Source organism: Parvibaculum sp. (genome assembly GCF_049671045.1).
GTDB lineage: Bacteria > Pseudomonadota > Alphaproteobacteria > Parvibaculales > Parvibaculaceae > Parvibaculum.
In genome coordinates this window covers 1-13,830 of the sequence record NZ_JBATUH010000013.1, presented here as the reverse complement: position 1 = coordinate 13,830, position 13,830 = coordinate 1, and the positions used below count along the sequence as shown (strand labels likewise).

Annotated in this window: 14 protein-coding genes; 10 read left to right on the top strand and 4 right to left on the bottom strand. The window is 66.1% G+C overall.

Annotated elements, in window-relative coordinates:
- The 4 genes from WBG82_RS00805 to mscL all read left to right on the top strand — a co-directional run.
- Positions 1 to 668 (top strand): uracil-DNA glycosylase (locus tag WBG82_RS00805; RefSeq protein WP_424420191.1); only part of this gene is annotated, 668 nt, incomplete at its 5' end.
- Between the two features lie 210 nt (positions 669 to 878).
- Positions 879 to 2,663 (top strand): transglycosylase SLT domain-containing protein, encoded by a 1,785-nt coding sequence (locus WBG82_RS00800; protein ID WP_424420189.1) that lies wholly within the window; start codon positions 879 to 881, stop codon positions 2,661 to 2,663.
- Between the two features lie 52 nt (positions 2,664 to 2,715).
- The gene (moaB, locus tag WBG82_RS00795; RefSeq protein ID WP_424420187.1) at positions 2,716 to 3,252 is read left to right on the top strand and encodes a molybdenum cofactor biosynthesis protein B; all 537 of its coding nucleotides are present in this window, start codon (positions 2,716 to 2,718) and stop codon (positions 3,250 to 3,252) included.
- A gap of 87 nt (positions 3,253 to 3,339) precedes the next feature.
- Complete coding sequence (mscL, locus tag WBG82_RS00790; RefSeq protein WP_424420185.1) at positions 3,340 to 3,765, top strand: large conductance mechanosensitive channel protein MscL; 426 nt, start codon at positions 3,340 to 3,342, stop codon at positions 3,763 to 3,765.
- Here the strand turns inward: mscL and WBG82_RS00785 are convergent.
- From WBG82_RS00785 to WBG82_RS00775, 3 genes are read right to left on the bottom strand one after another with little or no spacing between them, the layout of a single operon-like run.
- The gene (locus tag WBG82_RS00785) at positions 3,762 to 4,508 is read right to left on the bottom strand and encodes a class I SAM-dependent methyltransferase (protein ID WP_424420183.1); all 747 of its coding nucleotides are present in this window, start codon (positions 4,506 to 4,508) and stop codon (positions 3,762 to 3,764) included. The genes mscL and WBG82_RS00785 overlap by 4 nt on opposite strands.
- A complete protein-coding gene (locus WBG82_RS00780) occupies positions 4,505 to 5,113 on the bottom strand; it encodes a TIGR04282 family arsenosugar biosynthesis glycosyltransferase (protein WP_424420181.1) in 609 nt (202 codons plus the stop codon). The genes WBG82_RS00785 and WBG82_RS00780 overlap by 4 nt, the downstream gene beginning before the upstream one ends.
- Positions 5,114 to 5,809 (bottom strand): TIGR04283 family arsenosugar biosynthesis glycosyltransferase, encoded by a 696-nt coding sequence (locus WBG82_RS00775; protein ID WP_424420179.1) that lies wholly within the window; start codon positions 5,807 to 5,809, stop codon positions 5,114 to 5,116.
- A gap of 90 nt (positions 5,810 to 5,899) precedes the next feature.
- Between WBG82_RS00775 and WBG82_RS00770 the strand changes: the two genes are divergently transcribed.
- From WBG82_RS00770 to WBG82_RS00760, 3 genes are all read left to right on the top strand, one after another.
- A complete protein-coding gene (locus WBG82_RS00770; RefSeq protein ID WP_424420177.1) occupies positions 5,900 to 7,090 on the top strand; it encodes a PA0069 family radical SAM protein in 1,191 nt (396 codons plus the stop codon).
- A gap of 196 nt (positions 7,091 to 7,286) precedes the next feature.
- Positions 7,287 to 7,946 carry a ribonuclease HII gene (locus tag WBG82_RS00765; RefSeq protein WP_424420175.1) on the top strand — a complete coding sequence of 220 codons (660 nt, stop codon included), beginning with the start codon at positions 7,287 to 7,289 and terminating at the stop codon, positions 7,944 to 7,946.
- Between the two features lie 61 nt (positions 7,947 to 8,007).
- Entirely contained in the window at positions 8,008 to 9,114 is a 1,107-nt protein-coding gene (locus tag WBG82_RS00760; protein WP_424420173.1) for a site-specific DNA-methyltransferase, read from the top strand.
- A gap of 60 nt (positions 9,115 to 9,174) precedes the next feature.
- Here WBG82_RS00760 and mutY read toward each other — a convergent pair whose 3' ends face one another.
- On the bottom strand, positions 9,175 to 10,299 hold the full coding sequence (gene mutY, locus WBG82_RS00755) for an A/G-specific adenine glycosylase (protein WP_424420170.1): 1,125 nt from the start codon (positions 10,297 to 10,299) through the stop codon (positions 9,175 to 9,177).
- 76 nt (positions 10,300 to 10,375) lie between these two features.
- Between mutY and WBG82_RS00750 the strand changes: the two genes are divergently transcribed.
- The 3 genes from WBG82_RS00750 to WBG82_RS00740 form a co-directional block, all read left to right on the top strand.
- Entirely contained in the window at positions 10,376 to 10,936 is a 561-nt protein-coding gene (locus tag WBG82_RS00750; RefSeq protein WP_424420168.1) for a DUF721 domain-containing protein, read from the top strand.
- 84 nt (positions 10,937 to 11,020) lie between these two features.
- Positions 11,021 to 11,737, top strand: coding sequence for a DsbA family protein (locus WBG82_RS00745; protein ID WP_424420166.1), 717 nt, complete (start codon positions 11,021 to 11,023; stop codon positions 11,735 to 11,737).
- A 67-nt stretch (positions 11,738 to 11,804) separates the two neighbouring features.
- On the top strand, positions 11,805 to 13,830 hold a 2,026-nt coding region (locus tag WBG82_RS00740), incomplete at its 3' end, for a chromosome segregation SMC family protein (RefSeq protein ID WP_424420164.1).

The following is a 13,830-nucleotide window of genomic DNA, read 5'->3' as shown; positions in this document are numbered from 1 at the left end:
CGCCCGAGCCGATACCGCCCCGCGCGCAGGCCCCCGCCACCATTCCGCTCGACGAGATGCAGGCCGTCTCCACCGCCCGCGCGCTCGCCGCGAAGTGCCGCACGCTGGAGGAATTGCGGGACGCGCTGGCAAATTTCGAGGGCTGCTCGCTACGCTACACGGCCAAGAATCTCGTCTTTGCCGACGGCAATCCGGAGGCGCGCATCATGCTGGTGGGCGAGGCGCCGGGCCGCGACGAGGATCTGCAAGGACTGCCCTTTGTCGGCCGCTCGGGCCAGCTTCTCGACCGGATGCTCACCTCCATCGGGCTCGACCGCACGAAGGTCTATATCGCCAACACGCTGCCCTGGCGGCCGCCCGGCAACCGCGCCCCGACGCCGGACGAGCAGGCCGTCTGCCAGCCCTTCATCGAACGGCAGATCGAGCTTTCGCGCGCCGAGATTCTCGTGTTCGTCGGCGGCGTTTCAGCAAAGCAGCTTCTGCGCACCGATACGGGCATCATGCGGCTTCGCGGGCGCTGGTCGAGCTACAGGGCCGGCACGCGCGAGCTTCCGGCGCTGCCGATCTTCCACCCGGCCTATCTGCTCCGCCAGCCGGCGCAGAAGAGGCTCGCCTGGCGCGACCTCCTTTCGCTCAAGGCGCGCATCGACGCGCTGCCGCCCGCCTGACGGCGCTTCGCAGGCGCAGCAAGATTCAACCTCCACGTGCTTGTGGGGTCATCCTCCACAGCTATTATGACTCCCATGAAGACGGGGGTGTCCCAAAACAGAGCGGTCTTGCCGGGTGGCAAAAGAGCCGCGAATAACCCGATTGGAGCATGTGGCCGCCGGTTCGCCGGGGCGCTGAGCCTTGCGGCCGCCTGCCTTCTGGGCACGTCATTGCTACCATCGGTTGCGAAGGCCGCGAGCCTCGGCACGCTGAGCGCGACGGATCTGGCGCGCGTCGCGGAGGCGCCGGCCCCCGATCCCCGCCCCGCCAGCGCGAAGATCTGGAGCCCGGAAGTTCTGAGCGGCGCCGACCGCGAACGCTATCTGAAGATATTCGCCGCGCAGAAACGCGCCGACTGGAAGACGGCCGACAAGCTCGTCGCCCAGCTCGCCGATCGCCGCCTTCTCGCCTATGTGCTCGCCGACCGCTATCTCCATCCGCGCTACAAGTCCAAATACGCCGAACTGAAAAGCTGGATGGCCAGCTATTCGAGCGTGCCGGGCGCCAACGACATCTACCGCCTCGCCCTGAAGAAGAAGCCGCGCAGCGCGGCGGCGCCCGAGCGCCCCGCCGCCCAGCGCTTCCGCCAGCCCGCCCATTCGGCCTATGCGGTCGATGATGGCGGCGAGCCCCTCTTCTCTCAGCGCTTTGCCAAGATAGACGCGCGCGTGCGCGAGCTCGTCCGCAACGCGAAAGCCTCCGACGCGCTCAACTATCTCAACACCGCTTCCGTCCGCATGGCGCTTTCCGATGTCGAATACGACAAGGCGCGCGAGCGGGTCGCGACCTCCTATTTCGTCGAGAACGACAATGAGCACGCCTATCAGGTCGCCGATGAAATATCGCGCCGCCACGGCCGGGAAGTTCCGATGGCGGACTGGTATGCGGGGCTCTCCTCCTGGCGGATGGAGCGCTATTCGGACGCCGCCTATCATTTCGAGCGGCTGGCGCGCTCCGGCACCGTAGCCGACTGGTCGAAGGCGGCCGGCGGCTTCTGGGCGGCGCGGGCCTATCTCGCCAATCGCCAGCCGGAGCGGGTGGCGGACATGCTCGAACTCGCCGCCGAGACGGGCGCAACCTTCTATGGACTTCTTGCCACGCGGCAGCTCGGGCGCGAACCGCATTTCGTCTGGGTGGAGCCGAAGCTCGAGCGCACCGGATATGAAGCGCTGGTCAGCGATCCCGCCGTGGCGCGCGCCGTCGCGCTCGCGCAGATCAATCGCCGCGATCTTGCCGAGCAGGAGCTTGTGCGCGCGCATGGCTGGCTCGACCCCCGCCTCGATGAAGCGCTGATCGCGCTCGCCTCGACCTTCAACCTCCCGGCCGTCGAGCTTCAGGTCGCGAGCGCCGCGAACCTGCCACCGGCTCGGCAGAGCAACGGCACCATCGCGCTCAATTCCGGCCTCTTTCCGATCCCGGATTATGAGCCGCAGAACGGCTATCGCGTCGACCGCGCGCTCTTCTTCGCCTTCATGCGCCAGGAGAGCAAGTTCCGGCCCGACGTGACATCCCCCGCCGGCGCGCGCGGGCTGATGCAGATCATGCCCGGCACGGCGAGCCACATCACCCGCGACACGACGCTTGCCAGCGCCAACAAGGACAAGCTGCTCGATCCGTCGTTCAATCTCACGCTCGCGCAGCAATATCTCGAGACGCTGATGGGCGCGAACGCGCCGGGCGGCAATCTCTTCATGCTGACCACGGCCTATAATGGCGGGCCCGGCAATCTCACGCGCTGGCTCGACAGCATCAACTTCAAGGGCGACCCGTTTCTCTTCATCGAGAGCATTCCCGCACCGGAAACACGCGGTTATATTGAGCGCGTGCTCACGAATTTCTGGATCTACCGGGCAAGGCTGGGTCAACCCATGCAATCTCTCGATGCCACGGCATCGGGGAACTGGCCGGTCTATGAGCCGGCCGCACTTCGGGACGGACCGCTCTCGCTGCGCTAGTCGCGAAGCTGCCGCCCATCACTTGCAATCTCTACTGGAAAGGTGCCCCCACGTGCCAGGAATTGACACTTCGCGACCCTTCATTCCGCTCAACATCGCCGTCATGACGGTTTCGGACACACGCACGCCCGAAACGGACAGTTCAGGCAATGTGCTTGCCGAGCGCATCGAGAAGGCGGGCCACAAGCTCGCGGCGCGGACGATCGTTTCCGATGACGTGCAGATGATCCGCAACCAGCTTCAGGCATGGATCGCGGACGACAGGATCGACATCGTCATCTCGACCGGAGGCACGGGCCTCACCGGCCGCGACGTGACGCCCGAAGCGTTCAAGAGCGTCTATGAAAAGGAAATCGACGGTTTTTCGGCGATCTTCCACCGTGTGAGCTTCGAGAAGATCGGCACTTCGACGATCCAGTCGCGCGCCACGGCGGGCGTCGCGCACGGAACATATCTCTTTGCGCTGCCCGGCTCTCCCAATGCGTGCAAGGACGGCTGGGACGAAATCCTTCAGCATCAGCTCGACAATCGCTACCGTCCCTGCAATTTCGTGGAAATCCTTCCGCGCCTGCAGGAGCGGCAGGGCTGAACATTCGATTGATCGGAACCCGGGGGCGCGTCAATCTTGCCCCCGGGTGCGGCGCTTGCGCGCCACGAGGCATTTCAGGAGATCGCGATGCTGAAGGAATTCCGGGAATTCGCCCTCAAGGGCAATGTGGTCGACATGGCCGTCGGTATCATCATCGGCGCTGCATTCACGACCATCGTGACGTCGCTCGTCAATGACGTTCTGATGCCGCCGATCGGCGTGCTTCTGGGCGGCGTCGATTTCTCCAACTATTTCCTGCCGCTCACCATGGGCGAAGCGCCCGCCTCGCTCGATGCGGCAAAGGCCGCAGGCATGCCCGTGCTCGCCTATGGCAGGTTCATCAATGCGATCATCAATTTCACGATCGTCGCATTCGCGCTCTTCATGGTCATCAGGCAGATGAACCGGCTGAAGGAGCGCATCGCGAAGGGAGAAGCGCCCGCGCCTTCCGCGCCGCCGCGCCAGGAAGTGCTGCTCGAGGAAATCCGCGACCTTCTGAAGACGCGCGGCTAATCGCGCCGGAGCGCATAGAAGACATAGCCATATTCGTCCGCATGGCGCTCGAAAAGGCAGATCTCGCGCTCCATTTCATCGAAGACCGGGAGCTCCCCATAGGTCCGGCGCATGCCGGCGAGCTTCGCGCGCATCGGCATGTAATAATCCTGCCACCATTCCTCCGTAGGCAGAACGATTCTGCCGATGAGGCGGTAGCCGGCTCTGGCCGCCGCCTCGCCATTCGACGCCACGCTGCCCATGCCGGGATAGGCATCCTCCCAGAACACTGCCGCCTCGGGCGATGGCGCATCCGTCAGCCATGTGAGTTCTGAGAGAACGGCGAAGCCGCCGGGCTTAAGAAAGCGGCGCCAGAGCCGCAAGCCCTCCTCGAAGCCGAGAAGGTAGATCGCGCCCTCGGACCAGATGAGATCGAACTCGCCGTCGTGAAACGGGAGGTCGTTCATGTCGCCGCGCAGCACGCGCAGCCTCGTCTCGGGAACGCCCTCGCGCTCGGCCCGCTCGGCGAGCTTTTCCAGAAAGGGCTCGAAGAGATCGACCGCGGTGATGCGGCCATTGGCGAGACGCAGAAGCTCGAATGCCTCCGCCCCCTGCCCGCAGCCGAGATCAGCGATTTCGGGCCGGGGCGGCAATGCGGGCAGAAGCGAAAAGGCTTCCCGCGTCGCCCTCGCGCTGCCCGGCGCGTTGCGCGGCAGGGCGAGTTGCAGTTCGAGAAAGAGTTTGAAGGGGTCGATTTCGTTCACGCCCGCCGCTCCCGTTTCCAGCGCTTCAGATCCTCCGCCGTGTCGATATCGGCGAGCATGCCGAGCATGGCGACGCGAAGGCCCGCGCGTTCGGCATTGGCGCGCGTATCGGCAAGCGCGTGCTCGCCCGACCAGCGCACATTGTCAAATATTTCCGGTACGCGCGGCCGGCGCTTCAGGCCGACGAGCCAGTAGCCGCCATCATCGGCGGGACCGAAAACGGCATCCGCATCGCCGAGCCTGCGAAAGGCGAGCGCAATATGCGCGGCGCCGATATCGGGAATGTCGGTGCCGATGATGACGACGGGCCCCGCCGGCAGATCGCGCATGAGGCGACCCATGCGCCGGCCGAGATCGCCCGGCCCTTGCGCGATGCGCGGCATGCCGTCCGGCCAGATACCGGCCTCATGCCTCGTCGCGTCGGGTGTGAGCGCGAGAAGCGTCCGCCAGCGCGGATCATGCGCGACGCGGCGCAGCACCTCGCGGCTCGCATGGCGGTAGAAGCGCATCGCCTCGACCGCGCCCACGCCCTCGGCGAGTCGCGTCTTCACACGGCCGAGCGCCGGATGCTTCGCCATCACGACGAGATGCGATGTCAGGCCCATTCAGGAATATATGCGCGCGATGAAATGCGGCGGCACCCGCAGATAATAGAGCGCGATGCAGAGCGCGTTGCGGGACATGCGGCGGAAGAAGCCGTCATCGAGATAGCGTTGTGGGCTCGTCAAGGCGCGCGCGCGCATCATCACGAGGCGGCGCCTGCCGATGCGGCGGACGAGATCGACATCCTCCATGAGCGGCAGGGGACGGAAACCGCCGATCCGCTGATAGAGACGGCGGCTGATGAGCAGGCCCTGATCGCCATAGGGGAGTTTCAGCACCGCACAGCGCAAGGCCACCACACGTTCGAGAAAGCGCGCGCGTCGTGAAAAATCATCGAGCCTGAAGCGGAAGGCGGCGGCAAGCTCGGCCGTCGGAATCCGGCCGGTCGCAATCTGCTCGAAGAGTTTCTCGACCTCCTCCTCCCATCCGGCCTCGAGCACCGTGTCGGCATGGAGGAAGAGGAACCAGTTGCCCCTGGCGGCATTCGCGCCCGCCGCGAGCTGGGGCCCCCGGCCGCGCGGCGCCTCGACGAATTTCGCGCCCGAGGCTTCGGCAATGTCGAAGGTGCGATCGCTCGAGCCGCCATCGACGATGATGACCTCGCGGACGAGCCCACCCACCGCCGCAGGCACGAGGGCAGCGAGAACCCGAGGCAGGGTCGCCTCGGCATTCAGGGTCGGGATGATGACACTCACCATGCGCCGCATCATAACTGCTGCATCTGCGAAGGCGAGAGGGGGATCGTATTTGTTCTTGTTTTGTTCATGTGCCCGCGATAAATTTTCATCATGAAAACGAGTCGAGACACAGCGCGCCCCGCCCGCAACGCCCGCCTGGCAGCCGGTTCCCCGCCCGGCCCGGCGAGCGCCCGGCCTGCCCCGCTGGTGGACCCCGTTCCCCTCGTACCCCCGGGGGTCCTCCATCATGGCCGGCGTGGCCGGGGCGCGCTCACCAATGAGAGCGGTCGCTTCGAAAGCGAGCGGCGCGTTCTTCTCGATGACGGCTGGGGCACGATCGACGCGCCGCCGCCGCTCAAGACCCATGTGACGAACGAGAACCCTCGGCAGATCATCACGCGGAACAATTCGCCCGATATCGGCTTCGACCGCTCGATCAATCCCTATCGCGGCTGCGAACATGGCTGCATCTATTGTTTCGCGCGGCCGACCCACGCCTATATGGGGCTGTCGCCGGGGCTCGATTTCGAGAGCCGGCTTTTCGTCAAGCCCAATGCGGCGGCGCTTCTCGAAAAGGAGCTGGCGCGCAAGGGCTATGAGGTGGCGCCCATCGCCATGGGCACGAATACCGACCCCTATCAGCCCATCGAGCAGCGCTATCGCATCACGCGCAGCATTCTCGAAGTGCTGTCGGCCTATAATCACCCCGTCACCATCGTCACCAAGTCGGCGCGCATCACTCGCGATCTCGACATTCTTTCCGACATGGCGCGGCGCAATCTCGCCAGGGTCGCGCTTTCAGTGACGACGCTCGACGCGAAGCTCGCCCGCGCCATGGAGCCGCGCGCCTCCACGCCGACGCGCCGTCTGGAAGCGATCAAACTGCTCTCGGAAGCGGGCATTCCAACAGGCGTCATAGTCGCGCCGGTGATCCCCGTGCTCAATGACAGCGAGATCGAGAAGATCCTGACCGGGGCCGCCTATGCGGGCGCGAGCTCGGCAGGCTTTGTGCTTCTGCGCCTGCCGCTCGAGATCAAGGATCTCTTCCGCGAATGGCTGGAGGAGAACGAGCCCGGGCGCGCGGCGCATGTGATGTCGCTCATCCGCTCGATGCGCGGCGGCAAGGATTACGACGCTGAATGGGGCGCGCGCATGCGCGGCACAGGTCCATATGCCTGGCAGATCGCGCGCCGGTTCGAGATCGCGAAGAAGCGCCTCGGCCTTGATCGCGGCAACTGGAAGCTCGATTGCACCGCGTTCCGCGTGCCGCCGCGGCCGGGCGACCAGCTCGAGCTTCTCTAGGTCCATCGCTCCGGCTTTCGCCGGGATGACGGTTCATTTGGTTGTCATCCGGCGAAAGCCGGAACCCACTCGCCGCTCCTGCCATCGAAGCCATCACGATCAGGTTGAGCATCGCGCGGGCATGCTGCACTCTCGCGCCATGACACGTCCGCCGAAAAAGAATTCGACCGAGCCCGCCGCAGAGCGAAAGACGCGCATGGCGGCGAAACCCGACTATCGTTTCGAGATCGAGCATGGCGCGCCGGGCCTGCGCATCTGCGGCGTCGACGAGGCGGGACGCGGGCCGCTCGCGGGGCCCGTCGTCGCGGCGGCCGCCATCATCGACGCGGCGAGCTGCCCCGAGGGGCTCAACGATTCCAAGAAGCTCGACGAGGCGAGGCGCGAGGCTCTCTTCGCCGAGCTTTCGCAATGCGCCGAGATCAGCATCGGCATTGCGACCGTCGAGGAGATCGACAGCCTCAACATTTTGCAGGCGACCATGCTCGCCATGCGCCGCGCGGTGGAGACCCTTCAGCGCGCGCCGCAATTCGCGCTTGTCGACGGCAACCGCCTGCCGGCGCTCGCCTGCCCCGCACGCGCCATTGTCGGGGGCGATGCGCGCGTTCTTTCCATCGCCGCCGCCTCGATTGCCGCAAAAGTCACGCGCGACCGCATGATGGACGACCTCGCCCGCGCGCATCCCGGATATGGCTGGGAAAAGAACCGCGGCTATGGCACCGCGGCGCATCTCGATGCGCTGAAACGGCTCGGCGCGACCGCGCATCACCGCAGGAGCTTCGCGCCCATACGCAACATGTTGAGTCCCGGGATTCCCGAAGGACTCGATCTAGTGGCTCCGAATCCCTTAACCCTTTGATTCTTGACGCAGAATCGCCTCTGACTCATGATCGCGTCCTTGTCACTCAAAGGGGATAGTCGTGGGGCGCACTTCAAGCGAGGCGGCCAGGATTCCGGCCGAACGGATCATCAAGGGCGATTGCATCGAGGCGATGAACGCATTGCCCGAGAAATCGGTCGATCTCATCTTTGCCGACCCGCCCTACAATCTTCAGCTCGGCGGTGAACTCACGCGGCCCGACCAGTCCAAGGTCGATGCCGTCACCGACGACTGGGACAAGTTCGCGAGCTTCGAGGTTTACGACCGCTTCACCCGCGAATGGCTCGCCGCGGCGCGCCGCGTCCTGAAGGACACGGGCGCGATCTGGGTCATCGGCTCCTATCACAACATCTTCCGCGTGGGCGCGACGCTTCAGGATCTCGGCTACTGGATCATGAACGACGTGATCTGGCGCAAGTCGAACCCGATGCCGAACTTTCGCGGCACGCGCTTCACCAATGCGCATGAAACGCTGATCTGGGCGACGCGCGACGCGGAGCAGAAGAAATACACCTTCAACTACGACGCCATGAAAGCGCTGAACGACGATCTCCAGATGCGTTCGGACTGGCTCATCCCGCTTTGCACCGGCAACGAAAGGCTGAAGGACGAGGATGGCGGCAAGGCGCATCCGACGCAGAAGCCCGAGGCGCTGCTCCATCGCGTGCTGCTGGCGACGACCAATCCGGGCGACGTGGTGCTCGATCCCTTTTTCGGCACCGGCACGACGGGCGCGGTTGCGAAGAAGCTCGGCCGCAAGTTCATCGGCATCGAGCGCGACGAGCGCTATCTCAAGGTCGCGCGCGAGCGCATCGCCCGCGTGCTGCCGGGGGCGGAGGAAGATCTGAAGGTCACGACATCGAAAAAGGCCGAGCCGCGCGTGCCTTTCGGCGTCATCGTGGAGCGCGGGCTTCTCGAACCGGGCGCCGTGCTCACCGATCCGACGCGCCGCCACGCCGCGCGCGTGCGCGCCGACGGCTCCATCGTCTGCCGTGACGCCACCGGCTCGATCCACAAGATCGGCGCCCATGTGCAGGGCCTCGATGCCTGCAACGGATGGACCTACTGGCACTTCAAGACAGACGGAAAGCTCAAGCCCATCGACATTCTGCGCCAGAAGGTGCGCGCCGAAATGGGCCAGGCGTAAGGCTCGCACGATCTTCCCCGCCACCCCGGCGCACGGCCGGGGACGACGGCGGAAGCCGAATTATGGCTGCCTGAACAAGGGCCCCGCGTCCGGCCTTGCAAGCGCCACAACCTTGCGCATCACCGAAGGCAGCGCCTCGCCGCCCACATCTTCTTCCGCGATCCAGACGCCTTCGGCCTTCGCCGCCTCCCTCGCATTCGCCTGCGCGACAAAAATCGTCAGCACCAGATGAAAATGCGTGAAGGTGTGCTCGACGAGGCCCGGCACGCGCTGCCACTTCGCCGCGGCCGGCGCGTGGAGCGAGATCGCGGCCTCGTCGATCTCAGCTTCCTCCCAGGGCGTCGTCGGCACCTCCATCATGCCACCGAGAAGCCCTTTCGCGGGCCGCTTGCGCAGAAGCATCGCGCCATCGCTCCGTGTAAGGACAAAACAGGCGCCGCGCCGCACCGGCCGCTCCTTCCGGGCCATACGGCGCGGCAGCGTCTCCTCGATGCCCGCCTCGCGGCCTGAGCAGAACGAGACTATCGGACAGCGATTGCAGGAGGGCCGCTTGGGCGTGCAGACGGTCGCGCCGAGATCCATCATGGCTTGCGCGAAATCGCCGGCGCGCAGATCGGGGGTCAGCGTTTCAGCCTTGGCGCGGATATCGGGCTTGGCGCGGGGAAGCGGTGTCTCGATCGAGAAGAGCCGCGAGACGACGCGCTCGACATTGCCGTCAACCACGGTCGCGCGGCGCCCGAAGGCGATGGCGGCGATGGCGGCCGCCGTATAGGGCCCGATGCCAGGCAGCGAGCGCAACCCCTCCTCCGTATCGGGAAAGCGCCCGCCATGTTCGCCCGCCACCACTTGCGCGCAGGCATGGAGGTTGCGGGCGCGGCTGTAATAGCCAAGGCCCGCCCATTGGCGCATCACATCGTCGAGGGGCGCTGCTGCCAGCGACCCGACGCTCGGCCAGCGCTCCAGGAATGCGCGGAAATAGGGCCCGACGGCCGCCACGGTCGTCTGTTGCAACATGATTTCCGACAGCCAGACCGCGTAAGGGTCCGCATATTCGCCCGGCGGCGCGCGCCAGGGCAGTACCCTTGCATGGGCGTCATACCAGGCGAGCAGCCGCCCGGCGACGGTCTGCGCCTCGTTTTTCGCGGGTTTCGTCGGGCTCCCGGATTTCGCTGGCGGTCGGGTCATGCGCCAGTCATGGCGCGAGGGGCGGCTTTCCGTCAATCCATCTCGCCCCCCGGGCCGTTTCGGGGCAGAATGGGCCATGACCGACGACAGGGACCATCTGCTGGCGCCGAAGCGCTTTATCGTGCCCGCCATTGGCGCGCGGGTGGCGGGCCTCACCCGCGACATCTTCCGCAAGCGCGGTTTCGCCCAGTCGCACATCCTCGCCCATTGGCCGGAGATCGTCGGCGTCGACCTCGCCGAATATTCCTCGCCCGAGAAGCTGAGCTTTCCCCGCAAGGCCGGCGAGGGGGCGGGCGCGCAAGGCGGGGCGACGCTGACCATCAGGGTCGACGGGCCCGTCGCCCTCGAGATCCGCCATCTCGAACCCCAGATCCTGGAGCGGATCAACGGATATTATGGATACAACGCAGTCCTGCGGCTGAAAATCGTGCAAGGCCCCCTGCCCGCCCGCCCGCAGGCCCGGCGCAAGCTCATCCGCCCGCTCGGGCCGGACGAGCGGGCCCTTCTCGCCCGGAGCCTGGAGCCCATCGGCGAGGCGGCGCTCAGATCCTCGCTCGAGAGGCTCGGCGAAAGAATCCTGGGGACAAGTGCCCGGAGTCCCGATTCTCGGGCCCGCGCAAGAGAAAGCTTTGATTGAGAGGGCGGTGGCCCAGGGCCATAATGCCCCAACATCTAGTGGGGACTGCTAAAAGTGAATCAAAATAGGGTTATCGCAATCGCGGTGGCGGCCGTACTGGCCGTAGCGCTGCTTGGCTATGGCGCCTACCGGATTTTTGGCCAGAGGGGTGAAGCGCCGACGGGCGCGATCGTCACCACCGCCGACAAGACGGCCTTTGAAAAGGAACTGGCGGTCCCCGGTCCGCTTGGCGAGATGACGCTCGGCGACAAGTCGGCGCCCGTCACGGTCTATGAATATGCCTCGATGACCTGCACGCATTGCGCCGAATTCGCCAAGGACACCTTTCCCGAGGTGAAGAAGAACTTCGTCGACACGGGCAAGGTCTATTACGTCTTCCGCGAATTCCCCTTCGATCCCGTCGCGACCGCCGCCTTCATGCTCGCGCGCTGCGCGGGGCCGGAGCGCTATTTCGGCTTCATCGAGGTCCTGTTCCGCTCCCAGGAGCAGTGGGCCTTCGTCGAGACGCCGATGGAGGCTCTGAAGAAGCTCGCGCGCCAGGGCGGCTTCTCGGATGAGAAATTCGACGCCTGCATGAAGGATCAGGCCGTCTTCGACCATGTGAAGACGGTGGCGCAGCGGGCCGCACAGCAATTCGGCGTTCGCTCCACGCCCACCTTCTTCGTCAATGGCGAGAAGGTCGAAGGCGCGATCCCCTACAAGGATTTCGAGGAAATCCTGAACAAGAAGCTCTCGGGCGAAAAGGGCGAGGAAGCACCCGCGCCCTCATCGGGTCCGGCAACGCCCGCCCCCGGACAATAATCACCAGCGACCCCGGGCGGACGCCGCCCGGGCCTCTTTCGGCCTCCAATCCAGAATCGGGCTCAACGTGAAGTTCAACCGGCTGCGTCTCTCAGGCTTCAAGTCCTTCGTCGATCCGACCGATCTCATCATCGAGCCGGGGCTGACCGGCGTCGTCGGCCCCAATGGCTGCGGCAAGTCGAACCTGCTCGAGGCGCTGCGCTGGGTGATGGGCGAAAACTCGTTCAAGAACATGCGCGGCTCGGGCATGGAGGACGTGATCTTCGCGGGCACGACCGGGAGGCCGGCGCGCAACCACGCGGAAGTCACGCTCTTCATCGACAATGCCGACCGCTCCGCGCCCGCCGCCTATAATGACTGCGAGGTGATCGAGGTCTCGCGCAAGATCGAGCGCGATCAGGGCTCGACCTACCGCATCAATGGCCGCGAGGTACGCGCGCGCGACGTGCAGCTTCTCTTCGCCGACGCTTCCACCGGCGCGCAATCCCCCGCCCTTGTGCGGCAGGGGCAGATCGCGCAGCTCATCTCGTCGAAGCCGATCAATCGCCGCCGCATTCTCGAAGAGGCGGCCGGCATCACCGGCCTTTACACGCGCCGGCACGAGGCGGAGCTTCGCCTCAAGGCGGCGGAAACGAACCTCACCCGCCTCGACGACGTCGTCGCCCAGCTCGAATCCCAGCTTGCGAGCCTCAAGCGGCAGGCGCGGCAGGCGGTGCGCTACCGCAACCTTTCCAGCCAGATCCGCGAAACCGAGGCGATCCAGCTTCACCTCAAATGGACGCATGCGGTCAACGCGCTGAAGCATGAGGAGGAGCGCCTCGTCGCCACCGATGCGCGCGTCGCGGAACTGACGCGCGAGGCGGCTGCCGCGAGCGTCGCGGAGGCGGAAGCCGCGGAAACCCTGCCCGCGCTGCGCGACCGGGAAGCGCAGGAGGCCGCGCGCCTTCACCGCCTCACCATCGAGCGCGGCAATCTCGATGCGGAGGAAGCGCGCGCAAAGGGCGAAGCCCAGCGGCTCAACGCCCGCATCGAGCAGATCGGTCACGACCTCGCCCGCGAGCGCCATCTGATCGAGGATACGCGCGGCGCGATCGCGCGGCTCGAGGCGGAAACGGTTGAGCTTCGCGGCGCGGAGGAAGGACAGGACGAGGCGCAGGCGATTGCCGAGGCGCGCGTCGAGGAGACGCAGGCGACCCTTTCCTCGCGCGAAAGCGAACTCGACCAGCTCAATCGCGAGATCGCCCGGCTCACGGCGGAGCGCCAGAGCCTCGAAAAGGCGATCGAATCCGGCCGCGCGCGGATGGAGCGCGTCGCCCGCCAGATCGAGGAGATTGCGAGCGAGCAGGCCTCACTCGCCGACGCCGCCGAAAAGCAGGCCGAGATCGAACTGCAATCGGCCGAACTCGACGCCGCCGCAGCGCGCGCCGAGGCGGCCGAATATGCGGCACTCGATGCGGAGGAAGCACGCTCGGCAGCACAGGAAGCTGAAAAAGCCTCCCGCGAGCCGATGCAGGTGGCCGAGCGTAAGGCAGGCGACCTCGCCGCCGAGGCAAAGACGCTCGCCGATCTTCTCGCCGTTGGCGAGAGCGATCTCTGGCCGCCGATGATCGACGCGGTTCACGTCGAGCATGGCTATGAAACGGCGCTGGGTGCCGCGCTGGGCGACGATCTCGCCGTGCCGGGCGATGTCGCGGCGCCCGTCCACTGGGACGCGCTGCCGGATTTCGAGGCTGCGCCCGCCCTCCCCCAGGGCGCGCTTCCCCTGTCGCAATTCGTGCGTGGGCCCGCTGCGCTTTCCCGCCGCCTGTCGCAGATCGGCGTCGTCGATACGGCCGACGGCAAGAGGCTCCAGAGCGAGCTGAAGCCCGGCCAGCGGCTTGTCACGCGCGAAGGCGCGCTCTGGCGCTGGGATGGATATACGGCCGCAGCCGATGCGCCGACCGCATCCGCCCGCCGCCTCGAGCAGCGCAACCGCCTCGCGGATGTCGAGGCACAGCTTCAGGAAGCGCGCGCTTTCGCCGCCGAGATGCGTGCCGCCTTCGAGGCCGCGCGCCTCGCGGCAGAAGACGCGCTTGCCCGCGAGCAGGACGCGC

Excerpts from the sequence above, each read along its gene's own strand:
- WBG82_RS00780 (WP_424420181.1), bottom strand. The coding sequence starts at position 5,113 with ATGGGCCTGACATCGCATCTCGTCGTGATGGCGAAGCATCCGGCGCTC.
- mscL (WP_424420185.1), top strand. The coding sequence starts at position 3,340 with ATGCTGAAGGAATTCCGGGAATTCGCCCTCAAGGGCAATGTGGTCGAC.
- WBG82_RS00765 (WP_424420175.1), top strand. The coding sequence starts at position 7,287 with ATGGCGGCGAAACCCGACTATCGTTTCGAGATCGAGCATGGCGCGCCG.
- WBG82_RS00750 (WP_424420168.1), top strand. The coding sequence starts at position 10,376 with ATGACCGACGACAGGGACCATCTGCTGGCGCCGAAGCGCTTTATCGTG.
- mutY (WP_424420170.1), bottom strand. The coding sequence starts at position 10,299 with ATGACCCGACCGCCAGCGAAATCCGGGAGCCCGACGAAACCCGCGAAA.
- WBG82_RS00775 (WP_424420179.1), bottom strand. The coding sequence starts at position 5,809 with ATGGTGAGTGTCATCATCCCGACCCTGAATGCCGAGGCGACCCTGCCT.
- WBG82_RS00770 (WP_424420177.1), top strand. The coding sequence starts at position 5,900 with ATGAAAACGAGTCGAGACACAGCGCGCCCCGCCCGCAACGCCCGCCTG.